Genomic DNA, 22,836 nt, shown 5'->3' on the forward strand with positions numbered 1-22,836 from the left:
CGGCACGTTCTTAAGCGAAAATGTCCGTTCATCTAAACCCGCGATTGGAAGGATCGAGAGAATTCAAACATCCTATGCGTTGGTCACACTATTTCATCCCAACATTGCGCGAAGATCCGGCTGATGCCGAGGTCGTCTCGCATAAACTGCTCCTCCGCGCAGGCATGGTCCGCCAGCTCGCGGCAGGCATCTACTCATACTTGCCGCTCGCCTATCGCGTCATGCAGAAGATCATGGCGATCATACGCGAAGAGATGAATCGCATCGGCGGTCAGGAGTTTCTTCTCCCGGCCCTTAACCCGCGCGAGATTTGGGAAGAGTCGGGTCGCTGGACCGCGATGGGCGACAACATGTTCCGCCTGCGTGATCGCAAAGGCGCGGATCTTTGCCTCGGCATGACGCACGAAGAGGTCTTCACCGCCATCGCGCGCGACGAACTGCGCTCTTATCGCCAACTGCCGCAGATCTGGTATCAGATCCAAACCAAATTCCGCGACGAGCCGCGTCCCAAATCGGGACTTCTTCGCGTGCGCCAGTTCATCATGAAGGATTCCTACTCGTTCGACGTCGATCGGGCTGGTCTCGATCGCGCTTACGAACTTCACCGCGAAGCGTACTGCCGCATCTTCGACCGCTGTGGATTGAAATACACGGTCGTGGAAGCCTCTTCCGGCGCGATGGGCGGGTCCGAATCGAGCGAGTTCATGGTGCGCACCGAGGCTGGCGAAGACATGATCGTCGTTTGCGAAGCCTGCGGTTACGCCGCCAATCTCGAAAAGGCCACGTCGCGCATCGCCCCGATCGAAGATGCGCCGGGCCCAGACGCGCCCGAAGAGTTTCCGACCCCGGGCGTGCGAACGATCGAAGATCTCACGGTCTTTCCGGGCGGCGCACCCGCCGACAGGCAGATTAAAACGCTCGTCTACATGATGAGCGCCGAAGATGGCCCGCGTCCGCTGCTCGCCTTACTTCGCGGCGATCATCAGTTGCACGAGACGAAACTTTCCGACGCGCTCGGCGGCGTCGCCGTTCGTCCGGCCCACCCGGACGAAATACGCGACCTGCTGGGGGCGAGCGCCGGCAGCCTCGGCGGCGTGCGGGCCAAAGAGATCGCGCGCGCCCGGGGGCGCGAGCTCCGCATCGTCGCCGATCTGGCGCTGCGCGGGCGGCGCAATATGACGACCGGAGCAAACCGCGACGATTATCACCTGCGCGGCGTTGACGTCGAACGAGACATCGCGGTGGACCAGTGGGCCGATTTGCGCATCGTCAATTCGGGCGAAGGCTGTCCGCGCTGCGAAGGTGGCACGCTCGAAGTCTTCAAAGCGCTCGAAGTGGGCCATATCTTCAAGCTCGGGACGAAATACTCTGAGTCTATGGGCGCGACCGTGCTCACGCCCGAAGGCAAAGAGGTGCCAATCGTCATGGGCAGCTACGGCATCGGCGTCGAACGCGTGATGGCGGCGGCCATCGAACTGCACCACGACGCTGATGGCATCATCTGGCCCGAGACGATCGCGCCGTTTGACGTGATCGTGACCGTCACGAACATCAAGGATGACCGAATGCGTGAAGCTGGGGAGCGCCTCTACGCTGAACTGCGCGGGGCGGGCTTCGATGTTCTCCTCGATGATCGAGACGAACGGGCCGGCGTGAAGTTCAAAGACGCTGATTTGATCGGTGTGCCCTACCGCCTCACGGTCGGGAAGAAGATCGCCGATGGCGCGGTCGAGATCTTTCAACGGCGGACCAAGCGGGCGAGCGAAGTCCGCCTTTCGGAAGCCGTCGCGCGTTTGCGCGAGCTCAAAGCGCAGAGCCGCCCGTGAAGAAACGGGAGGGCAGGGCTGCGCCCTGTCCTCCGATGAAACTACGCATCACGCCGCTGATCTTTGCGCGATCAAACGGATGGGTCAACCAACGACTATCGAACGATCAACGTCGCGCGATTCACCCCCATCACCTGCCGCCTACTCCTCATCATGCCTCCGGTTGATGAGGCTGGCGACGAAGCCTGCGCCGAAGCCGTTGTCGATGTTGACGACGGTGACATTGGAAGCGCACGAGTTGAGCATTCCAAGAAGGGCAGCCAACCCGTTGAAGGAAGCGCCATAACCGACGCTCGTCGGCACGGCAATGACCGGCACGCGCACAAGGCCACCGACCACCGATGGCAGCGCGCCTTCCATGCCGGCGGCGACGATGATCGCGCGCGCGCCTCTCAAACGCTCACGTTCGGCTAACACGCGATGGATCCCGGCGACGCCGACATCCCAGATCCGTTCGACGCGATTGCCCATCGCTTCGGCGGTCAATGCCGCCTCTTCAGCTACGGGTATATCGCTCGTCCCGGCGGTGACGACGGCGATCGTCCCTCGCCCGCGGTCGGTTCGGTCGCGCCAGATGCGAATCATGCGCGCCGCCTCATGCCACTCGGCTTCGGTGCAGATGTTGCGCACTTCGCCGAAGGTGTCGGCATCGGTGCGCGTCACCAGCACGTTGGGCGCGCGCCGGACCAGCCGTTCGACGATCTCGACGATCTGGCGGCGCGTTTTGCCCAATCCGAGCACCACTTCCGGGAACCCCTGCCGCGCGGCGCGCGCATGATCCACCCGCGCATGGCCTATGTCTTCGTAGTGCCACTCAGAGATCAAACGTGCTGCTTCAGCGGTCGTCAATTCGCCGCGCCGGTAGCGTTCGAGGATCCTTTCGATCTCCTTCACATTCATCGCTGTCGAAGACGTCTACGAATCCCGATCACCAGATCCGAGTAGGGCCGAATCTCCACTCCTGGCCGATCGGCTGAGATTGTAACATGCGCGCCGCCTCGCCGCCGCCCGCGCTCGCTTTGACATAATGGCAGCGCTCAGCGGAAACTTCCGTCCATGGAACTCACCGTCGCGATCACAGGCGCATCTGGAGCGATCTATGGCTATCGCACGCTGATCCAGCTTGCGGCGAGCGGCGCCGTCGAACGCATCAACCTGATCCTCTCGGAGACGGCTCTTACCGTGATTCGCGTCGAACTCGGCGCGGACCTGCGCGACGCCAATGGCCGTCGCATCAACGAATGGCTCGGCCTGCCGCTCGAGTCGAAACTGATCCAATTGCACCGGCTGGACAATCTGGCCGCGCCGCCGTCTTCAGGATCCCATCCGCAAGCCGGCATGATCATCGCGCCCTGCTCGATGGGCACGCTCGGCGCGATCGCTTCAGGAGCGGGGACGAACTTGATCCATCGTGCGGCTGACGTGACGCTCAAAGAGGGGCGCACGCTCGTGCTCGTCCCGCGCGAAGCGCCATACAACGCCATCCACTTGGAGAACATGCTGAAGCTCGTGCGCGCTGGGGCGCGCATCATTCCAGCGAGCCCCGCTTTCTATCACCGCCCGCAGACTATAGAAGAACTGGTTGACCATCTGGTTTATCGCATCCTGGACCAGTTCGGCATCCCCCATAGCCAGCGGACGCGCTGGGGCGGAGCTTAGCGGGAAACTGCGCGCACACAAAACGAAAGGGGCCATGATGTCGGTGCTGACAGAGCGATTGCGTAATGCAGACCGGCGCCATGATGCCCCTTACGCCCGATCGAAGTCTCCGATCACCGAGACAAAGCGGTCAGCTTCGATGCAGAGGGCCGCGCGCTTCATGGTTTCGGTTTGGTCGGCTGAGGTTTCTGCTCCTTTTGCTCAGGCCCTTCCTCTTCAATGACGCGAACCTTACTGCGGAAGCGCTCAAAGTCCGTATAGCGCACACGCATACGCACATGCACCGTTTGCCCATTATCGAAAGTTAACACGTCGTCCGCATAAGTGTAGGTCGGAAACCAGTAACGCCCGTCTATGTTTTCGCGGTAGGTCTCAAAGGTCGGGAATCGCTGTTTGCCTTCGGGCACGCCCTTGCCGCGCGCCTTGACTATTTGTAGATCACGATCATCGACCCAGATGCGCCCTTGAAAGAAACGCTCTTTGGACTTCTTCGGATCTGGCATGACCTTCGGCGCGACATCGAAGACGTAAGTATCGATCTCGTCTATCCTCTCCTTGCCGACGTAGGTGAAATTGTACTTGTCGATCTTCGATGCTTCGAGCGCGAAAGGCTCGATGCCGCCGAGATCCTCAAGATCTTCGGGCGTGACGGTGATCTCCGTCAGGGTCGGCACGGGGAAGAAGATGATCTTCTCGTAACGGTTGCCCTGATCGTCGAAGACGAACTGTGACACACGATGATATTCGCCCGTGATCTGCCCGCCCATGCCGATGGTCTGGATGACAGCATCGCGTTTGAAACTATATTGATTGAGCGCCTGCCGAAATTCCGTCTCTTTGGCCGCGAAAGCGCGAATGATCGCTTCGATGTTCGGCGGCGCTCCGCCTGCGTTTGAAACCGCGCTCTGCGCGAAGGTTTGCGCCGGCCATAAAAACAGGGCGAAGAGGAAGATTGAAACTCGTTTGATCATAGCCGTCCTACGTCTCGCGCTCGTTCAGGATGGCAAGATTTGAGATGCCTTCGCTCGCGCTTCACGTTGCCGTCGCAGTCGTCCAAGTCAAAACCGGGCGTCCCCCTTCTTCCGACAGTTCACCGCGCAATATCCGGCGCGACCGAGAAGGGGCTCAGCCCCGTTCGTCCCTCTTCTTCCGACAGTTCGCCGCGCAAATCAGCCTCAGCGCACCGGTTCGGGCGCGATTGCGGCGAAGTTGAGCAGAAGCCTGAGCCCGACCGCCTGACTCTTCTCCGGGTGGAACTGGACGCCGTAGATGTTGCCGCGCGCGACCACGGAGGCGTATCTTGTGCCGTATTCCGTCTCGCCGATGATGTCCTCTTCGTCCGCAGCGTCGCAGTAGTACGAATGGACGAAATAGAAGAAGGCGTCGTCTTCGATACAATCGAAGAGCGGATGCGGCGCGCGTTGATGCACCTGATTCCAACCGACCTGCGGCACGCGCAAGCCTTCAGCGAAACGCCGCACGTGACCGCGCAGCAGTCCCAGTCCAGCCACCGGACCGAATTCTTCGGAGGATTCGAAGAGCATCTGCATGCCAACGCAAACGCCGAGAAGCGGCACGCCCTGTTCAACTCGCTCTTTTACCAACCGGTCCAGACCGCGCTCTTGCAAAGCGCGCATGCACGCGCCGAAAGCGCCGACGCCGGGCAGCACCAACCGTTCGGCCTCGCGCAAGACTCGTTCGTCTCCGCTCAGCAGCGCCGCGCAACCGGCGGCCTGAAAGGCCTTCTCAACCGAGCGTAAGTTTCCAACGCCGTAATCGATGATCGCAACTCGCGTCACAACGCCTCTTCCTTTTCGCGGTTCCGAGTCCAGCCGATCGAAGTCCCGCGTTTCGATCAAAGCACGCCCTTCGTGCTTGGCACGCCCGGCACGCGCGGATCGAGCTCGACGGCGCGCCGGAGCGCACGCGCGACCGCTTTGAAACATGCTTCCAGAACGTGATGCGTGTTGCGTCCGCGCAGAAGGTCTATGTGCAGGTTGCAACGCGCTTCGTGCGCGAACGAACGCCAGAAGTGCTCGGCCATCTCGACCGAGAAGTTGCCGATCTTTTGCCGTCTGGTCGGCAGGTTGTAGACGAAATAGGCGCGTCCCGACAGATCCACGACGGCGCGGCAAAGCGCTTCATCCATCGGCACAGTCGCTTCGCCGTAACGCGCGATGCCCTTCTTCTCGCCAAGCGCTTGAGCGAAGGCTTGACCGAGCGCGATGCCGACATCCTCGATCGAATGATGATCGTCAACCTGTAGATCGCCGCGACATTCCACTTCGAGATCGAACAAGCCATGGCGCGCGAACAGTTCGAGCATGTGATCGAAAAAGCCTATGCCGGTCAAAATGCGCGCTTCCCCCCGCCCATCGAGCGCAATATGCACGCGCACTTGCGTTTCGAGCGTTTGCCGTTCGATCCGCGCCGAACGGCTTTGCGCTTTGACATCCATCATCGAGTCTCCTTTCGCCACTTGCGCCGCGACCGCAGCGCGAAGATAGCAGGCGTTCGACAACCGAGCTTCGTTCAACTTCGCGCGAAGATTTCGCGCAGCGCTTCGATCAAAAGATCGTTCTCTTCAGGTCTGCCGACGCTCACGCGAAAACAGTCGGCGAGCATCGGATAGCCGCTCACGTCGCGGATGAGTATGCCGCGCCGCAACAATTCATCGTAGACGCGACGCGGTTCAATCCTCGAGCGAACGAGGATGAAGTTCGCCTTCGACGGGACGGGAGAGAGTCCGCTTATCTCCTGCAACGCTTCGAAGAGCCGCTCCCGTTCGCGGATCAACGCCTGGACCAGCGGCAGAAGCTCAGCGTCGTACATCTCGAGCGCCACCTCCGCCGCGATCTGCGAAAAGGCGTTGAGGTTGTAGGGAAGCACGGCTTTGCCGATCTCGCGCGCAATCTCCGGCGCGGCGAGAGCGTAACCGACGCGCCAACCGGCCATCGCCATCGCCTTCGAGAAGGTGCGAAAGACGATCAAGTTCGGATGCGCGCGCAAGAGGTTGGCCGCCGATCGTTCGGCGAACTCGAAATAGGCTTCATCCACGACGATGAGACCGCTTGCTTTTTCGAGCAAGCGAACGAGATCATCCTCCTCGATTACGCCGCCCGTTGGATTGTTGGGCGAGCAGATGATCGTTAAGTCCGGGTCTTCGCGCTCGATCGCACGGCGAAGCGCAGCGACATCGAAGGTCAGCCGTTCAGTGAGCGGCACGCTCAACACGTCCGCTCCCAGAACCGTGGCGATCTGTCTGTAGAGAGCGAAAGTCGGTTCGGACAAAAGCGCGCGGCGACCTTCACCGAGCGTGACCATCATGGTCGCCTGAATCAGCTCGTTCGACCCGTTGCCGACGATGATCCCCTCTTCGTCCCAACCGGCGAAGGCCGCAAGTTTTCGCCGCAACTCTACTGGCACGAAATCCGGATAGCGCGACCAAGCGCGCCGTTCGAAACGTCGCAGAGCTTCGCGCTTGATCCTTTCGGGCGCGTCGAACGGGTTCTCGTTCTGATTCACTTTGATGGGCGCGCGCTCGGAGCGCAACGTGTAAGCGCGGAGTTCGCGGACGCGCGGCTTGATCCGCTTCAAAGCGACGCGCAAACCATCATCCATCGTCGCCGAAACATCCTGCGTCGCTTGCTGGTCCAGTCGGATGAGCGCCGAGCGTGCGTGCGCTTCCAAGCCTTCGGCGCGCGCGAAAACGGCGATCATCCGAGCGGTGCGTTCGAGTTCCTCTCTGGAGTAGCGAAGCATGCTCGCGCGGCGCGTGAAATCGTAAACGCCGAGCGCGGACGAAAAACGCGCCGCTCCGCCCGTTGGCAGCACATGATTCGGACCGGCGAAATAATCGCCGACGACTTCGGGCGTGTAAGCTCCGAGGAAGATTGCGCCCGCATGCTTGATCTTGTCAGCGATGGCTTCCGCATCGCGCGCGATGATCTCCAGATGCTCCGGCGCTAGTTCGTTCACCACCGCGCACGCCTCATCCATATCGCCGACGACGATGAGCGCGCCGTAGTTTCTGAGCGAAGCTTCGACGATCGCGCGCCGCGGCAACATTTCGAGTTGAATTTCGATCTCGCGCCGAACCGCATCGGCTAAATCGCCCCGCGTCGTCACGAGCACGACCGCCGCCTCCTCGTCGTGCTCGGCCTGGGCCAGCAGATCGGCTGCCACGGAGCGCGCATCCGCCGTCTCGTCGGCGATGATGGCGACCTCGCTCGGGCCGGCGATGGAATCGATCCCGACGACGCCGAAGACGAGCCGCTTCGCCGCGGCGACGTACTTGTTCCCCGGCCCGGTGATTTTGTCAACGCGCGGCACGGTCCGTGTGCCGTAGGCGAGCGCGGCGATGGCCTGCGCGCCGCCCACTTTGTAAACTTCGCTCACGCCAAGCTCGACCAGCGCGGCGGCGACCGCCGGATTTTCGGCGAGCGTTTGTGGCGGGGTGGCGACGACGATCCGTTCGACGCCGGCGACCTGCGCGGGGATGACGTTCATCAACACTGACGATGGATAGCTGGCCGTTCCGCCCGGCACGTAGAGTCCGGCCCGTTCGATGGGGCGCACGCGCTGGCCCAGCCGCGTTCCGTTCGAGCGCATCTCCCAAGAACGTTCGCGCTGCCGTTCGTGAAAGGCGCGGATGCGCCGCGCAGCCTCACGCATCACGTCGCGCACTTCGCGCTCCAAACGCGCCGCCGCATGATGCAACTCATCTTCGCTCGCGCGCAATCTATCGCACGTCAGTTCGACGCCATCGAAGCGCGCCGTATACTCGATCAAAGCCTCATCGCCTCGGCGCTTCACGTTTTCGATGATGGCGGCGACCTCTCGCATAAGATCCGCATCGAGCGCCACGTTACGCCCAGCGATACGTTCCAATCTCGCTCTTCTCCGCTGCTTCTCGTCTGCCCCTATGAGTTCGATCATCCTTCTCGCTCCGACGCTCGACCGAGCGCGGCGATCAACTCCGCCATCGCTTCGGCCTTCAGTTGATAGCTGGCGCGGTTGGCGACCAACCGCCCCGTCGATTCCGCGATCACCTCGACCACCTGCAAACCGTTCTCCGCGAGCGTCCGCCCCGTCTCGACCAGATCGACGATGCAATCGCTCAGACCAAGCACCGGCGCGAGTTCGACCGAACCGGCCAACTCGATGATCTCCACCGGAATGCCGCGCCGTCCGAAATGTGCCGCCGCGATGCGCGGGTACTTGGTCGCCACGCGCAACATGCCGAGATTGCGCGTAACATCGTCAGGCCCCTTCGCCGCGACGGCGATGCGACATCGGTTGATGCCCAGATCGAGGGGCTGCAAAACGTCCGCCTCGGCTTCCATCAACACATCCCGCCCGACGATGCCACAATCGGCAATGCCGTGCTCGACGTAAACCGGAACGTCAGCCGGTTTGACGAAAACGAGACGATAGCGCCCGCGGCGATCGTATGCCGTTAAACGGCGCGAGCCATTGAGGGTCTCATCGAGCTCAATGCCGGCACGCAGAAGAAGGCGCTGCGCCTCCTCTTGCATACGCCCCTTGGCGAGAGCGATCGTCAACTTTGTCAACTCTTCCCGTTCCATCCGCAATCTCCGAAAAGAGGACGCCCCTTGCGTTTCAGAACTCGATCAACACACGTTCATCCGCTTCCCTTAACCGCAAAGCCGAACGGAATAGCGCGATCCGATCTTCATCGCGCAATCGCGCGCCGCCATCCCCTGCATCTTGCGCACCACGGCGACGCCAAAGCACGTCGGTCAGAGAGTCGAGGTCGAAGATGAAGCCGATCGCCGGTTCCGCGCGCCCGAAGTTCGCCGTTAGACCATCGTAACGACCGCCGTTCCCCACTCTCACGCCCAACCCGCGGACGTATATGCGAAAGACCAGCCCCGTGTAGTAATCTAGCTCCGAAACGTCGCCCAAATCGATCTCGAAACTGTCGGCCAGACCGAGCGCCTCGAGAGCCCGCCAAAGCGCCTCTAAGTTTTCGAGCGCACGACGCGAACGCTCGTTGACGATCAGATGGCGCGCGCGATCGAACATCTCGCTCTTTCCGGCCAAACGAGTCAACTGCGCAAAAGCGATGCAATCTTCCGCCGGAGCGTAGGGAGCGAGAAACTCGCGCAGCTCCGAAGCGTTACGCGCATCGATCAACTGCCGCAGATGCTCGCGCGCCGTCTCATCAAGTTTCAAGTTCTCCGCGACGCCATTGAAGACCTCGACGTCGTTCAACGTGATGCGATAGTCTCCCGCGAGACCCAAACGGCGTAAGATCTCCGCTGCAATCAGCAGGACCTCGAGATCGGCGTTCACCCCGCGCGCGCCGATCAACTCGCAACCGAGATGCGTCGTTTCACGCCGCCACTCGGCGTGCGAGCGCGGACGCTGATGGAACACGGTCGCCGCGTAACAGAAACGCAAAGGCCGCGCCCTTTCAGCAAAAAGCGTCGCCGCCGCGCGCGCCACGCTTGAAGTGATGTCCGGGCGCAGAGCGAGCAACCGCCCATCGGTATCCGTAAACCGGAAGGCGCGATGCGCTTGGCTGCGCCCCATGCCGCGTTCGAAAAGGGCATAATAGTCGATGGTCGGCGTGACGATCTCCTCGTAAGACCAACCGCGGAAAACCGCCATGGCGAGATCCTCAACGTCGCGACGCAAACGAGCTTGCGAGCCGAAGTAATACTTCATCCCAACCGGGATCTTCGATAGCGGTTCGCTCATCTTTGCTCCAAACTGAAAGGCCTGCTGCGAATCATCCTCGGCAGCAGGCCTTTTAGATTCAGCTCAATCTTTCAGCGATCTACAGCAAGACCTCTGCCGCCACCTCCGCTCCGCGCGGATGATGCACGTGATGGCGATGGTTCAAGAGGTCGCGGCACATAGGACTTACCGGAAACCTTCGACTGCTGACGCCACCTACTGAAGTAGCGTCCAGCTTCGGGTTCTTATAGCCGAGAGAGGAGGCCTCTGTCAAACGAGCGAAAACACGCCTCCAATCTCAAAGCGCCCAGAGCCTCTCTTAGACTGGTTATGAACCCGCCATCGCAGCGCGGCGCTTTCGCTTAAGCTGGCCGTCACACTAAAGATCGCTGCGAAGCGAGATCGCTTTGCAGCTTGATCGCGCAAGGACCGCCGCGCAAACGGACGAAGTCCGCCCACCCAACAACTCCCGCCACAAGCACCCAACCGCCGGCCCTCACGCAAGCTTCTCAGGCGGACTTCTGTGCGGGCTGGCCCGATTGCCTAGTGATCGAGATAGGGCGGCTCCGAACCTCTGTGCGGGCGTGGCCTGATTGGATGGGCAGAGACAAGACCGTCCGCGCCGAACTTCTGTGCGGGCGTGGCCCGATTTTTGCATCCCTTACCCAATGGACCATCCCGATTGCATCGAAAGCATACGTGAACGGAGATGGGACGATGACTCCCGCTCCCTCAGTCTGCAGATTCGAAGCGAGGGAGAGGGACGATAACGATAAGGAGAACGAAGAGAATGATTCTCGACATCCTAGGTTGGATCGTCTTCGGATTGATCGTCGGATTGATCGCCAAGGCGATCATGCCCGGCAAAGATCCCGGCGGCGCGATCGTCACCATCGTGCTCGGCATCGTCGGCGCGATCATCGGCGGTTTCATCGGGCGAAATTTACTCGGAAGACACGATGTCAACGAGTCATTTTCGCTGACCGGCCTGTTGCTGGCGGTGCTCGGCGCGATCATCGTGCTGGCGATCTATCGCTTGGCGACGGGTCGTAGCCTGCGCGCCTAAAGGGCCCATTTAGGTCACGCGCGAAATTTGAGACCAAAGGCGCGCTTGGTCGGCCTTTGGCTATCGGTGAGAGTTTTTGTGCCTCAGATGAAGAGGCGAAGATCCGCTCTCCCCGAACCATCTGCGATTCGCCCTCGCTACTTTTCCACACCTGTGCGCCCTCTCGAAGGAAGCTATCCGCTTGATAGAGAAAGGGCTCCTCACACACCGCCCATCGCGCGGATTTCCGTTCGCCGATCGTTCGCCTAATATCCAATCGAAACCGATTACCTCAAGTATATCTTCAAGTTAGCTCACCGAAGTGCTGAGCGGTGAAGTCTTTACAGCCACGCCCGACCCGTGCTAAAGTCTGCCCGCCTTTGCCGTCTAAGTGATTATGTTGCAAAGGTTTATGAAGGGGCGCGCCACACCCAGTAGTATGGTTCGCCGATTGTTCGCCCAAGATATTGAGTTTTTGAGAAGATCAAGGCCGATGGGCATCAGGTTCGGAACATCTGGATGGCGAGCGATCATCGCCGAAGATTTCACGTTCGCCAACGTGCGGCGCGTGACGCGCGCTATCTGCCGATATCTTGCCCACGACGCGCAGCGGCGGTTGATCGTCGGGCATGACACGCGGTTCTTGGGCGAACGATTTGCCGAAGTCTGCGCCGAGGAGGCGGCAATCTTTGGCTTCGAGGTTCTATCGTGCGCTGGGCCGACGCCGACGCCGGCCATTGCAGCGGCCATCTGCGATCGGCGAGCCTCAGGCGGGATCAACTTCACCGCTTCGCACAATCCGCCCGAATACAACGGGATGAAGTTTTCGACCGCTGATGGTGCGCCGGCCCTCCCCGACATCACGCGGCGTATTGAAGAGCTGATCGAAGCGGACGACGGGAGCGGTCCGGTGGCGAAAGGTCGGGTGGACACATATGATGCGCATGCCGCTTATTTTGCCTCGTTGAGCGCCAAGGTCCGGTTCGATCTGATTGCGCGCGCGCGCGCGCGATACGCCTATGATCCGCTATGGGGCACAGGGCGTGGTTATCTTGATGCGTTGCTTCGCGAACACGGTTTAGAGGTCATCACCGTGCACGATTGGCGCGATGTGCTCTTCGGCGGACGCGCGCCAGAAGCCGATGAGGATCATCTAGCGGAACTTCGCGCGATCGTGCGCGAGCGCGGATGCGCGCTTGGGCTTGCAACCGATGGCGATGCCGATCGTTTCGGGATTCTCGATGGCGACGGCACATTCATCACGCCGAACCAGATCATCGCGCTGCTCTTCGATTATCTAGCGGAATCTCGCGGCTGGACCGGCGGGGTTGCGCGATCGGTCGCGACGTCGCATCTTGTCGATCGCGTAGCGCAAGCGCGCGGGCTGCCAGTTTATGAGACGCCGGTTGGGTTCAAGTATATCGGCGAGCTGATCGTCGCCGACAAGATAATCCTCGGCGGAGAGGAATCCGCCGGGCTTTCGATCAGAGGTCACTATCCGGAAAAGGACGGTATCCTCGCCTGCCTTCTCGCGGCGGAAGCGGTTGCGGCGCGCGGCGCCAATCTACGCGAGCAACTCGAAGAGATTTACGCTCGCGTCGGGCGCGTCGTGTCGCGGCGCACGGCGGTGCGTTTGACACCGAATGTGCGCGAAGTTTTGGCGGAGAAGTTGAAGCGAGACGTGGCGAAGATCGGCGGGCGGCGCGTCGCCGCCATCAACCGACTCGATGGGACGAAGTTCATCTTCGAGGACGGATCATGGCTGCTGATGCGTCCATCGGGGACGGAACCTTTGGTCAGAATCTACGCTGAATCAGATTCAGAACGAGACGTGGAGGTGCTCCTTGAACAGGGTCGCAAATACATACTGGAATGATCAACGTCTGCGCACTCAACGCCCGGTCCCAAGGACCTTTGCGCCCACCTCATTACATGCCGTTGACGAGAGGGTCGCGCATGCGCGCGCGCGTGTGACATCGCGCCAGCGCATCTTCCCCTCATGGGCCTTCTTCGTCATGATCATGCTGGCCACATTTGCGCTCTGCATTTCCGTCAACATGCGCACCTACGCGGAACTGCGCACGGCGACGGAGCAGCATGAGAGCGTGCGCGCCGAAGTCGAAGCGTTACGCGAGGGCAACGCCGATCTGCGCAAGGAGATCGAGCGGTTGCGCACAGATCCGCGGGCGATCGAACGTGTGGCGCGCGAGCAGATGAACATGCTGCGCCCGAACGAGATCATCGTGCCGGTGGAATGAACTGCGACGGTGCGCTCGAGTTCGAGCCTTCGCGCCCTTTGCGCGCGTGAGGGCGCTTTGCGCCCGCCATTCGGCAAAAGGTTGCGTCCGGCAACAAATGCGGCGATCTTCGGCTCCTCTCTTCAATCGCGCTGCGCTCTCCTGAGCTGATCACGCGGTTGACACTATTCGTGCGCGTCAATTAATATCGGGTTAAGTCTTCGCGCGCAGCTTACACGACCCCATCGCACGGCAACTCGAAACCAGAAAGGGATCCTATGTCGAAGATCAAACAGATCACTACGCCGGACCAGGAGATGGTCGAACGATGGGAGCGAGAGACGCTCGAACCGGCTCTGCGCCGCATGCCAGAACGCAAAGAGCGATTCGAGACCGTCTCGCTCGAAGAGGTCAACCGCCTCTACACGCCTGCCGATCTTGCCGAGATAGACTTCGCGCGCGACATAGGTTTTCCCGGCGAATTCCCGTACACGCGCGGCATCCATCCGACCGGCTACCGCGGCAAGCTCTGGACCATGCGCCAGTTCGCCGGTTTCAGCACGCCCGAAGAGACCAACGCCCGCTTCAAATACTTGATGTCGCAAGGGCAGACGGGGCTCTCGGTCGCCTACGATCTGCCGACCTTGATGGGCTACGATGCCGATTCGCCGATGGCGGAAGGCGAAGTCGGAAAGTGCGGCGTTTCGGTCTCGTCGCTCGCCGACATGGAGATCCTTTTCGACGGCATCCCGCTCGAAGAGGTGACCGTCTCGCAGACGATCAACGCGCCGGCCTTCGTGCTTCTGGCGATGTACTTGGTGGTCGCCGAAAAGCAAGGGGCCGACTGGCGGAAGATCTCCGGCACGCTGCAGAACGACATCCTGAAAGAGTACATCGCGCAGAAGGAGTGGATCTATCCGATCCGTCCGGCGATGAAGCTCGTCATCGACACGTTCGAGTTCTGCTCCGAACACGTGCCCCGATACAACCCGATCTCGGTCAGCGGTTACCACATACGCGAAGCGGGCGCAACTGCGCTTCAAGAACTCGCCTTCACGTTGCGCGACGGCATCGAGTATGTCGAATGGGGCGTGCGCGCCGGGCTCCCGGTGGATCGTTTCGCGCCGCGCATCTCGTTCTTCTTCAACGCGCACAACGACTTCTTCGAAGAGATCGCCAAGTACCGGGCGGCACGCAAGATCTGGGCGCACGTGATGCGCGAGCGGTTCGGCGCGCAGGATCCGCGTTCGATGACGCTTCGCTTCCACACGCAGACGGCGGGCGTCTCTTTGACCGTACAACAGCCGCTGAACAACATCGTGCGCGTGGCGATTCAGGCTCTGGCCGCCGTGCTCGGTGGAACGCAATCGCTGCACACCGACGCTTACGACGAAGCGTTGGCTCTTCCGACCGATCAAGCTGCGCTGATCGCGCTGCGCACGCAGCAGATCATCGCCGAGGAGACGGGCGTGGCGAACACGGTCGATCCGCTCGGCGGTTCTTACTTCGTCGAAGCCTTGACGAAGAAGATGGAGGATGGCGCTTACGACTATTTCGCCAAGATCGACGAGATGGGCGGCATGGTCGAAGCGATCGAAAAAGGCTTCCCGCAGCGCGAGATCCAGGAGTCGGCCTATCAGTATCAGAAGGCGGTCGAGCGCGGCGATCAGGTGATCGTCGGCGTCAACAAGTACGTCATGGAAGAAGAGCCGATGAAGGTTGACATTCTGGTGATCGACGAAAGCGTGCGCGATCGCCAAGTCGCGCGGCTCGAACAGGTGCGCGCGCGCCGCGATGGCGGGCGCGTGGCCCGCACGCTGGACCAGTTAAAGCGCGCTGCCGAGCGCGGCGAAAACATCATGCCCGCGACGCTCGAAGCCGTGCGCGCCTACGCCACGCTGGGCGAGATCTGCGACGCGCTGCGCGATGTCTACGGCGTGTATGAAGAACCGGCGTTCTAGTCCCGGTCGCCTGAAACCGCGCGGGCGGCGAACCGGAGTCGGCGAACTTCGAAGTCGATCTCCGATCCGATGGAAGACTCTCCTCGTAGAGCGATCGCCGTCTGCAAGACCATGACGAGCGGTCGTTGACTTACCATGAGCGAACGAAAGATTCGTGTTCTGATCGCTAAACCCGGACTCGACGGGCACGATCGTGGGGCCAAGGTGATCGCGCGCGCGTTGCGCGATGCCGGCATGGAAGTGATCTACACGGGCTTGCGCCAAACGCCGGAGATGATCGCGGCGGCGGCGGCGCAGGAAGATGTCGATGCCGTCGGCATCTCGATCTTGAGCGGCGCGCACAACACCTTGTGCCCGCGCATCGTCGAACTGCTGCGCGAGCGCGGGATGCATGACTGTCTGGTGATCGTCGGCGGCATCATCCCGCAAGAGGACATCCCGCGCCTCAAAGAGCAAGGCATCGCCGAAGTCTTCTTGCCTGGCACTTCGACCGAAGAGATCATCAGGTTCTTGCGCGAAAACGTCCGCCCGCGCACCTGACTTCATGGAGACGGAAAAGGCGGCGCCGAGCGAACAACCGACGCCCGACTTTCAATCGAGCGAAGATTTTCCCGACGAGTCCGCAAGCTCGCGCTCTTTGAGCGAGCTTTCAATCGAGCGAAGATGCCAGAAGATAGAGATTCACGCATCATCACCGACGGTCTCCAGAACGGATCTACCGTGTAACCGCTTCCGATGCCAGAGGATAGAGATTCGCGCATCACCACCGCCGCATCATCGCATCATCGCATCGGCATTGGCATCTCGATGCCAGAGGATAGAGATTCGCGCATCATCACCGAGCTAAGTCCACCTTTTGCCATCATTCGCTTCAACCGTCCCGCCGAACGGAACGTGCTTTCCGAAGAGGTACGCTCACGCCTCGACGCGATCCTTTCCGCGCTCATCCCGCGACATGATGTGCGCGCGCTCATCTTCACCGGAACGGATGATGTTTTCTCCGCCGGCGCGGATCTGCGCGAGCTGGTGGGTTTGACGCCAGCGGCGGCGCGCGATTTCGCCCTGCGTGGTCAAAGGTTGATGCAACGGATCGCGGATGCGCCGCAAGTGACCATCGCGGCGATCAACGGCTACTGCATGGGGGGCGGGTTGGATTTAGCGCTCGCTTGCGACCTGCGCATCGCCAGCCCGGGAGCAGTCTTCGCCCATCCGGGCGTCGCGCTCGGCCTCATCACGGGCTGGGGCGGCACGCAACGCCTGCCGCGTCTTGTCGGTCCAGCGCGTGCGTTCGAGATCATCCTGACGGCGCGGCGCGTCAACGCGCAAGAAGCGCTCGAGATGGGATTGATCAACCAGATAGCGGCCAATCCGCTCGAGGCAGCATGTGCCTTCGCAAATGGACGCAATCGCGGACGGAGATCGCGTTCAACTTTCGCGCCCGACCAAAGATTCTGAAAGCCCATCAATCTTCCCGTTCGATCCTCAGCTTATCACCGATTTCCAATTCGCCGAGAATCTGGCCCAATTCTTGGACGAAGCTCGCTTCGATGTCGCCACCCACCGTCACCGAAAGATCGATGCCGAGCTTGAGATCTGTGCCGGAACGGAGCTTCGGCACAAGGCGCGTCCCTAACCGATTCCAAACTTCAGGCGGGATGACGCCGACCAGTCGGATAGTCCTCTTCCGCGCTTCGGGCGCCGGTGCCTGAACGGTTACGGACGGTCCGAGTGGCGGCTCCGGCGTAGGCGGCCTAAGCGGCATCGGCGGTTGCGGTGGTCCTGCTTCACCCTCCTTGAGTCTCTGGGCCTTGGCTTTCGTCAGCAAGAAACTCTCCGAATCGAAAGCGATCTCCTCAACGGGGACGACCTCTTGAAACCAGATCCGCTCGTAAGTTCCGTCAGGTTTCGCGCCTTGTGCGAAACCGAATTCCCCGCGCGAAACGAAATCGACGATCCTGCTGCGCAGCGTCTCGTCCGGATCAAGGAGCCGCGTGAGCGAGCCGTTGAGGAAACTTTGTCTGAAGCTGGCGAGCGGCCATGCGCCAGCTTCTTTGAGCGTGGGCGGCCAATGTCGCTCGATGTAACCCGCGCCTACCGTTTCGCTCAACAACCCTTCGGTTTTGAGAGTCGCGATGATCCGGCCACACAAGGTTTCGCCGCTCGATGAATGTCCAGCGCCGAGATCGATGACTTTCAAGCCATCCGATGCTCCCCCGGGCTCGTAGATGACGATGAAGCGGTATCCGCCCCACACCTCATCTTTGGCCGCTTCCGTCGCTTGTTTGACCTTCGTGGAGATTTCGGCGCGCTCACGCGGATCGAAATCGCTGCCAAGGACGCCTTCTGCGACTTCTGCCGCAACTCGTTCCCAAGCGAGCATGAGTTCCACCTTCTCCTGAAGATCACGGCCCGGCTTCTTGACGCACCAGATCAAAGCTGCTGGGTAAAGTCTGGGCGATTTGCCACGCTGCCTGGTCCAGTCAGCGAGCTGCTGACGAAAAGATGGGTCGGCGGACCACTCGATTTCAGGGTCGATGAGCACGAGCGTGAGCTTGGGATTGTCTGGGATATCGCTTCCGTCCTTCGGAAACGGCACGATGGGGATCTGCGCTCCGCGCCGAAATTCGCTCTCGACGAGCTTGCGCATACTTGGCTTGATCTCGGTTTCCTCATCAAGCGACGCCCGCCGATCGTTGACCACTTTTCTTAATGTCGGCTGATAGCCGATCTTGAACCCATCCGAACCGACTCGGCGGATGAAGTAAGCTCTCTCTTCCAACGCGATGGCGGCGTTGTCGATCGAAGTCGTATCGACGCCGGGCTCGCCCAACGCGAAACGCAATTCCGGAAGATGAGCCACCCGGTCGGTCTGACCTCCGGATGATTCGAACAGGATCGTCGCGCCGACGCGACGGTGAATGTCGCGCAAAACGCCACTCGTACCGGCATCTAAAGCTCGCGCATGAGAGTGTTCGCCAGCGACGTCCGTTTCAATCGCCGCCAACAAGCGCGCGTCGCCGAGCTGGCCCAAGATGGTGCTGCGGAATGCCGGATCATGTAGCGGCGCTGAGCCGAGCGTCAACAAAGGTTCTCTCCGCGCCTGCGTGAATCCATCACGGTACGCCCAAGCGATCCACTGGGCCAGCATTGCGAGAGTTCCTCGTGTTTGTTGATATTGCACGAGAGCTTGCCACTTCCGTTGAAAGACCGAGAGCGTCGCCGGATGGAACGGATAAGAGCTCTCGAAGCGTTGCTGCAAGAGGGTACGCGCCCTGCTCTCCGTCGCAGCGGCATCGACGGCCGTCCACTCCGGCGGAAGTTGCGCTCGCCGCTCGAAACACCAATCGGCAAAGGCTTTCGCCACTCTCCTTCGCATGCGTTCATCGCCCAAGTCCTCGAAGAGCCTCCGCCGGACTACTTCGCTGATCTCCGCCTCATCGTTGGCGATGAGATCCCTTGCCACCCGCCGGACCACCTTGGTGATCCGCTCCTGCCACTGAAGATCCCAATCGGTCATCTCCACTTGACTTCGCGGCAAGCTGATCACGGCGGCGCCGCAAGTCGTCCCGGTCATCGCGACCGTGAGGTTCTGGATGAAGGCGTGAAAAGGTTCGGCGAACTGGCGATGGCGATTGACGAAGTTGAGCACCTCATCGAAGAGGATAAGCACCGGCGCGTTTGCCGCTTGGAAGACGCGAGCGAGCGCTTCTGTCCCCGGCGGAGCGTCGAGCGCCGCGCTGCCGAGCGCTTGGACGCCCAGATCGCCAGCGAGTTGACGGGCGATGTCGATCCAAGGCGTTTCGCGCCCCTCTTGTGGATCCCAAGCGTTGCCGACAAAGACGGCGACGCGCGCTTCGGGAACGCAAGCAAGTTCGCTTGCTTGCAAAAGATCGGCGACGCCTGAATATTCACCAGCTTTGGGACCGCTTCGCGCCAGATGATAAAGAGTCGTGAGCGTATGAGTCTTTCCCCCGCCGAATTGCGTGATGAGCGTCAGCACAGGCGCCGTATCGTCGGTGCGGCCCGCGAGTCGGCGAAGGACCATTCGGACGTGCTCGCGCAGCGCGCGGGTCCAACAAGTGCGCGCGAAGAACTGCACCGGATCGCGGTAATCTTCGGGCGCGGTCCCGGCAACGACTTGCTCCAATGCGATGGCGAATTCATCGGGATTGAAGGAGCGCCCCTCGCGAACTTCCTTGCGCGGTGTAACGATCTTATACCAAGCTTCCATCATCACTCCTCGTGTCTCTGTGACTATTTTCCACCGTTCCCTGTTGACCTTCATCTCGGCACGGCCAGAAGCATAGCATCCACGAGGCGCTTTTCCTCGCTACCCTTCGGGTAGAGCGCCGAAAGCGCGTTCGCCAACCGGAGGAAATCTGGTCCGCGTTCCATCTCAGCCTTGAGCAGCCCTCGCAAGGCAGCCGACTGTCCGCTCGACTGTAGGAGCATGGCCGTGTGAACGCGGTCAAGCGTCGTCACCTCTTCTTCACCATCGAACCTGAGGGGGGAGTCTTTCTCCGCCGAGAGTTTCTTGTTTCCTCTCCGTTTTCTTTGCCTCTGTGGTGGCTCTTCCGTCTCTTGAAAAAGCGCTTGCTGGAGCTTCTTCTGTGAATCTTCATCGCCCCAAATGGCGCGCCGATCACCGCCGTCCTTGCCAAGAAGTTGCTCGGCGCGCTCAGGAAGCGGAAGCAACCTCACCATGCCTCTTTCGGTCTTGATGATGCGCTCTTCCCACCTCGGCAGGTCAATGCCCAACGGCTGCGCAAAGCGCCGCACGACATCGAAGGGCAAGGAGAAGCCCTTGCCTACCACAGAGGTCGCCGAATCTTCATCTTCTAAATCTTCCAACCCTTCGTCTTCCTCCGCGCCCTCTGCGTCTCTGTGGTGATCCTCTCCCTCCGTGCTCTGGAGCGTCCAGAGGAAAAGCGCCGTGAGCCGCGCATCCTCTTCGAGCGCGCCAACGCTGCCATTCGCGGAGCGCGCCTCGGCGACGCCGAGCACCTGTGTCAGCGCCGCGCGGCCCACCGCCTCCCAGACCTTCTCGAGGAACTCCTCAAGCTTGACCTCTCGCCCCTCGGCGGTCTCCACTCGGGAGAATCGGCTGAAGATCTCGAGCGCCGGGCCGATGCAGGCGAACACTAAATCCGCGCCGCGGATGCCTTCGCCCTGAAGGCGCTCCATCCAGTCCGAGACGCGCTGCGGCAATTCGCGCAGCACGTCGCCCCAATCGCCCACCGGCGCGTCCTCGGGCCGCGGGCGGCAGATGAGGTGAACGCTGGTGGCGAGAGCCGCGGATTCCTGCGAACGCAAGCGGCCTGGACGTTCCGTGGCGATGGGCCACGAGCCGGTGATCGTCCAGCCGCCGCGGATCATGCCGGAAAGGAGCGCCTCCCAGCCTTCGGTCGTCTTGTGGGCGAAGACGACGGAACCTATCCCGTCCTCGCGCAGGACGCGGCGGCCCTCGGCGAAGGCCTTGGCCATCGCTTCCTCGTAGAACGCCCGGTCCTTGGGCCGGCCGTCTTCGGTCTCCGAACGCTCGTTCTGCACCGCTTCTCTTGTCTTGGGCGTGAGGGGATTCGTTGGATCAAACGGGTCGCGCAGGAGCGGATGGCCCGGCAGCGCGCGCTTGAGCCAGACGAGGAAGAAGTCCGAGAGGTCGGCGTAAGGCACCGCGTCGTAGTAGGGCGGATCGGTGAACCAGACGTGAGCGGTCTCGTCGGGGAGTGGGTGCTCGGTGGCATCGGCGGGCTGGACTTGGCCGGTATGCGACCGCGTTAAGGCAAATAGCTCGACAACATCGGCCATCGCTTCCACAAGCTCCGGAAACTCTTCTTCGTTGACGACCGGGACCATCTCTAAAAAGTCCCAGACGATCGGTAGCGCTTGCCTAGCGAAAGTGCCACGAGGTGCCTGGGTGCTTGAGATCCAAGATACGAGAGAAGACAAACGTTCCGCCTGTTTCGATATGGCCACCGCCATCGCCGCCCGCACCGCCTCGCCGTCCGCGCCGGGGCGCTCACGGGCGAGCCTCGCCAGCGTCACCAGCGCCACCTTCTGCCGCGCCGTGAAGAGGTCGCCCCACTGGAGCATGCCGTACTTCTGCACGCTGAACGCACGGCCCGCACCCGAGCCGCCGCCGGCGGGTGTCGGCTCATCCGGCACCGGGCACAAGGAAGGCAAAAGTGAAAAGGAAAAAGGAAAAACGGTATGGCCCGCCTCTTGGTTTTTGCCTTTTTCCTTTTGCCTTTTTCCTTTTTCTCGCTCCCACTCGTCAAGAATCGCCTTGAGCCGCTTCTGCGCCTGGCAGACGGCCTGATAATCGCGCTCGGTCGGCAGGCGGTAGTGCCGCCCGCTCTCGCCGGGCTTGAGCGTGACCACCGCCAAGAGTCGCGCGCCGCCTGTGCGCTGGCCTTTCTCATCGAACACCACGTCCGCTCCGCCGCGCTGGGCCGCGAGCTGCGCGCGAACGCGCTCTGGAGTCAACACCGCGCGGCAGCAGAGGCACGTCGCTCGGGCGCGCGACACCGTGCCGCCAGACACCTCCCTTTCGCTCTTCGGCTCGAAGATCTCGAACTCGACGCGCGGCGGCTGGCCTTCCGGTCGCTCGACTCGAGGCCTGAGCGCTCGCTTGCGGCTGGCCCTCTTGCAGAGCCAGAACGAGCGCACCAGCGGAATCTCCGCCCCGCAGTTCGGCGCTTCGCAGCGCACCGTCCGCGCCCAAAGGTAGGCGATGGGTACCGCGCCATCCTCGTCTTTGGGGTAAAGCTCGGCAAGTTCCTTTTCCGCCTCGCGCTTGATCTCGGCGCCGACGCGCCGAAGCTCCTCGGCCAGCCCCGGGCCGTGGCGTGGGATCTCCTCGAGCATCACCTTGAGGATCAGGCACGCCACTGGGTTGAGGTCGCTCGCGAACGCCTCGCAGCCGACGCGCAAGGCTTCGAGCGGGATCGAGCCGCCTCCGGCGAACGGGTCCACCACCAGCGGCGGCTCCGCCGGGTAGGCCGCCTTCACCAGCGCCCGGGCGATCTCCAGATAGGTGCGGTTTGCCGCTAGGTCCCAGTTAGCAAAGTCAGCGATAAAGCGAAGCAGCGCCCGGCGTAGATCTTCATCATCAGAGCCAATCAGACCTTGCACACGCGGGAGCATCTCGCGCGCTTTGGCCTTGAAATCTTCGGGACAGAGCGGATCGCACGGATCTGGGAAGAGCAATCCCAACAGCACCGCGCGGCACGAAGCCAAAGGCCGCCGCGCCCACCACAGGTGCAGCGTGCTCGGGTGGCCGTGGCGGATGGATTTTTCCCGCGCCGCGTGCTTCGACACTTCGGCGATGGGAAAATCGACTTCGGCGAGACGTTTGCAGCTTTTAGGGATCATGAATACTCTCACGATGTGGACGTATGTGC

The 22,836-nt window shown here is 61.4% G+C and carries 17 protein-coding genes and 1 pseudogene; 8 read left to right on the forward strand and 10 right to left on the reverse strand.

Features of this window, described 5'->3' with window-relative positions:
• Nucleotides 1–74: 74 nt before the first annotated feature.
• Entirely contained in the window at nucleotides 75–1,826 is a 1,752-nt protein-coding gene (locus PYK22_RS02000) for a proline--tRNA ligase (protein WP_041973862.1), read from the forward strand.
• Nucleotides 1,827–1,967: 141 nt separating this feature from the next.
• Here the strand turns inward: PYK22_RS02000 and larB are convergent, their stop codons facing one another.
• Nucleotides 1,968–2,726, reverse strand: a complete 759-nt coding sequence (larB, locus tag PYK22_RS02005; RefSeq protein ID WP_041973865.1) for a nickel pincer cofactor biosynthesis protein LarB — start codon at nucleotides 2,724–2,726, stop codon at nucleotides 1,968–1,970.
• A gap of 156 nt (nucleotides 2,727–2,882) precedes the next feature.
• Here larB and PYK22_RS02010 point away from each other — a divergent pair, with 156 nt between their 5' ends.
• Nucleotides 2,883–3,485, forward strand: coding sequence for a UbiX family flavin prenyltransferase (locus tag PYK22_RS02010; RefSeq protein ID WP_041973867.1), 603 nt, complete (start codon nucleotides 2,883–2,885; stop codon nucleotides 3,483–3,485).
• A 158-nt stretch (nucleotides 3,486–3,643) separates the two neighbouring features.
• Here PYK22_RS02010 and PYK22_RS02015 read toward each other — a convergent pair whose 3' ends face one another.
• The 7 genes and pseudogenes from PYK22_RS02015 to hisZ form a co-directional block, all read right to left on the reverse strand.
• A complete protein-coding gene (locus PYK22_RS02015; protein WP_060635227.1) occupies nucleotides 3,644–4,456 on the reverse strand; it encodes a LolA-like protein in 813 nt (270 codons plus the stop codon).
• Nucleotides 4,457–4,660: 204 nt separating this feature from the next.
• Complete coding sequence (hisH, locus tag PYK22_RS02020; RefSeq protein ID WP_041974375.1) at nucleotides 4,661–5,284, reverse strand: imidazole glycerol phosphate synthase subunit HisH; 624 nt, start codon at nucleotides 5,282–5,284, stop codon at nucleotides 4,661–4,663.
• Nucleotides 5,285–5,340: 56 nt separating this feature from the next.
• A complete protein-coding gene (hisB, locus tag PYK22_RS02025) occupies nucleotides 5,341–5,943 on the reverse strand; it encodes an imidazoleglycerol-phosphate dehydratase HisB (protein ID WP_041974376.1) in 603 nt (200 codons plus the stop codon).
• A 74-nt stretch (nucleotides 5,944–6,017) separates the two neighbouring features.
• Nucleotides 6,018–7,106: a histidinol-phosphate transaminase gene (gene hisC, locus PYK22_RS18425; protein WP_456238927.1), complete on the reverse strand. Its 1,089-nt coding sequence runs from the start codon at nucleotides 7,104–7,106 to the stop codon at nucleotides 6,018–6,020.
• A 21-nt stretch (nucleotides 7,107–7,127) separates the two neighbouring features.
• Nucleotides 7,128–8,423, reverse strand: a pseudogene (gene hisD, locus PYK22_RS18430) (histidinol dehydrogenase); the annotation flags it as partial.
• A complete protein-coding gene (gene hisG / locus PYK22_RS02035) occupies nucleotides 8,420–9,073 on the reverse strand; it encodes an ATP phosphoribosyltransferase (RefSeq protein WP_041973869.1) in 654 nt (217 codons plus the stop codon). The pseudogene hisD and the gene hisG, both read right to left, overlap by 4 nt.
• 34 nt (nucleotides 9,074–9,107) lie before the next feature.
• On the reverse strand, nucleotides 9,108–10,211 hold the full coding sequence (gene hisZ, locus PYK22_RS16220; RefSeq protein ID WP_060635228.1) for an ATP phosphoribosyltransferase regulatory subunit: 1,104 nt from the start codon (nucleotides 10,209–10,211) through the stop codon (nucleotides 9,108–9,110).
• A gap of 769 nt (nucleotides 10,212–10,980) precedes the next feature.
• Here hisZ and PYK22_RS02045 point away from each other — a divergent pair.
• The 6 genes from PYK22_RS02045 (at nucleotide 10,981) to PYK22_RS02070 (ending at nucleotide 16,888) form a co-directional block, all read left to right on the forward strand.
• Nucleotides 10,981–11,256, forward strand: coding sequence for a GlsB/YeaQ/YmgE family stress response membrane protein (locus PYK22_RS02045; RefSeq protein ID WP_041973871.1), 276 nt, complete (start codon nucleotides 10,981–10,983; stop codon nucleotides 11,254–11,256).
• Between the two features lie 472 nt (nucleotides 11,257–11,728).
• Nucleotides 11,729–13,111, forward strand: coding sequence for a phosphoglucomutase/phosphomannomutase family protein (locus PYK22_RS02050; protein ID WP_041973874.1), 1,383 nt, complete (start codon nucleotides 11,729–11,731; stop codon nucleotides 13,109–13,111).
• Nucleotides 13,080–13,493 (forward strand): FtsB family cell division protein, encoded by a 414-nt coding sequence (locus tag PYK22_RS17455; RefSeq protein ID WP_157770620.1) that lies wholly within the window; start codon nucleotides 13,080–13,082, stop codon nucleotides 13,491–13,493. Before PYK22_RS02050 ends, PYK22_RS17455 begins: the two co-directional genes overlap by 32 nt.
• A 257-nt stretch (nucleotides 13,494–13,750) precedes the next feature.
• The gene (locus PYK22_RS02060) at nucleotides 13,751–15,433 is read left to right on the forward strand and encodes an acyl-CoA mutase large subunit family protein (RefSeq protein WP_041973879.1); all 1,683 of its coding nucleotides are present in this window, start codon (nucleotides 13,751–13,753) and stop codon (nucleotides 15,431–15,433) included.
• A gap of 135 nt (nucleotides 15,434–15,568) precedes the next feature.
• Complete coding sequence (locus PYK22_RS02065) at nucleotides 15,569–15,973, forward strand: cobalamin B12-binding domain-containing protein (RefSeq protein ID WP_041973881.1); 405 nt, start codon at nucleotides 15,569–15,571, stop codon at nucleotides 15,971–15,973.
• Between the two features lie 267 nt (nucleotides 15,974–16,240).
• Nucleotides 16,241–16,888 carry an enoyl-CoA hydratase/isomerase family protein gene (locus tag PYK22_RS02070; RefSeq protein ID WP_162199774.1) on the forward strand — a complete coding sequence of 216 codons (648 nt, stop codon included), beginning with the start codon at nucleotides 16,241–16,243 and terminating at the stop codon, nucleotides 16,886–16,888.
• Between the two features lie 7 nt (nucleotides 16,889–16,895).
• On the opposite strand, the gene PYK22_RS02075 is transcribed toward PYK22_RS02070, so the two are convergent.
• On the reverse strand, nucleotides 16,896–19,718 hold the full coding sequence (locus PYK22_RS02075) for a DUF499 domain-containing protein (RefSeq protein ID WP_211197588.1): 2,823 nt from the start codon (nucleotides 19,716–19,718) through the stop codon (nucleotides 16,896–16,898).
• Complete coding sequence (locus PYK22_RS02080; protein WP_060635230.1) at nucleotides 19,715–22,807, reverse strand: DUF1156 domain-containing protein; 3,093 nt, start codon at nucleotides 22,805–22,807, stop codon at nucleotides 19,715–19,717. The genes PYK22_RS02075 and PYK22_RS02080 overlap by 4 nt, the downstream gene beginning before the upstream one ends.
• Between the last annotated feature and the right edge of the window lie 29 nt (nucleotides 22,808–22,836).

The organism is Pyrinomonas methylaliphatogenes, assembly GCF_000820845.2.
Taxonomy (GTDB): Bacteria; Acidobacteriota; Blastocatellia; order Pyrinomonadales; family Pyrinomonadaceae; genus Pyrinomonas; species Pyrinomonas methylaliphatogenes.

Coding starts and splice junctions, on each gene's coding strand:
- hisZ (WP_060635228.1), bottom strand. CDS start 10,211: ATGAGCGAACCGCTATCGAAGATCCCGGTTGGGATGAAGTATTACTTC.
- hisC (WP_456238927.1), bottom strand. CDS start 7,106: ATGGATGATGGTTTGCGCGTCGCTTTGAAGCGGATCAAGCCGCGCGTC.
- PYK22_RS02075 (WP_211197588.1), bottom strand. CDS start 19,718: ATGAAGGTCAACAGGGAACGGTGGAAAATAGTCACAGAGACACGAGGA.
- hisB (WP_041974376.1), bottom strand. CDS start 5,943: ATGGATGTCAAAGCGCAAAGCCGTTCGGCGCGGATCGAACGGCAAACG.
- PYK22_RS02000 (WP_041973862.1), top strand. CDS start 75: ATGCGTTGGTCACACTATTTCATCCCAACATTGCGCGAAGATCCGGCT.
- PYK22_RS02050 (WP_041973874.1), top strand. CDS start 11,729: ATGGGCATCAGGTTCGGAACATCTGGATGGCGAGCGATCATCGCCGAA.
- PYK22_RS02065 (WP_041973881.1), top strand. CDS start 15,569: ATGAGCGAACGAAAGATTCGTGTTCTGATCGCTAAACCCGGACTCGAC.
- PYK22_RS02070 (WP_162199774.1), top strand. CDS start 16,241: ATGCCAGAGGATAGAGATTCGCGCATCATCACCGAGCTAAGTCCACCT.
- PYK22_RS02080 (WP_060635230.1), bottom strand. CDS start 22,807: ATGATCCCTAAAAGCTGCAAACGTCTCGCCGAAGTCGATTTTCCCATC.
- larB (WP_041973865.1), bottom strand. CDS start 2,726: ATGAATGTGAAGGAGATCGAAAGGATCCTCGAACGCTACCGGCGCGGC.
- PYK22_RS02045 (WP_041973871.1), top strand. CDS start 10,981: ATGATTCTCGACATCCTAGGTTGGATCGTCTTCGGATTGATCGTCGGA.
- PYK22_RS02015 (WP_060635227.1), bottom strand. CDS start 4,456: ATGATCAAACGAGTTTCAATCTTCCTCTTCGCCCTGTTTTTATGGCCG.
- hisG (WP_041973869.1), bottom strand. CDS start 9,073: ATGGAACGGGAAGAGTTGACAAAGTTGACGATCGCTCTCGCCAAGGGG.
- PYK22_RS02010 (WP_041973867.1), top strand. CDS start 2,883: ATGGAACTCACCGTCGCGATCACAGGCGCATCTGGAGCGATCTATGGC.
- PYK22_RS02060 (WP_041973879.1), top strand. CDS start 13,751: ATGTCGAAGATCAAACAGATCACTACGCCGGACCAGGAGATGGTCGAA.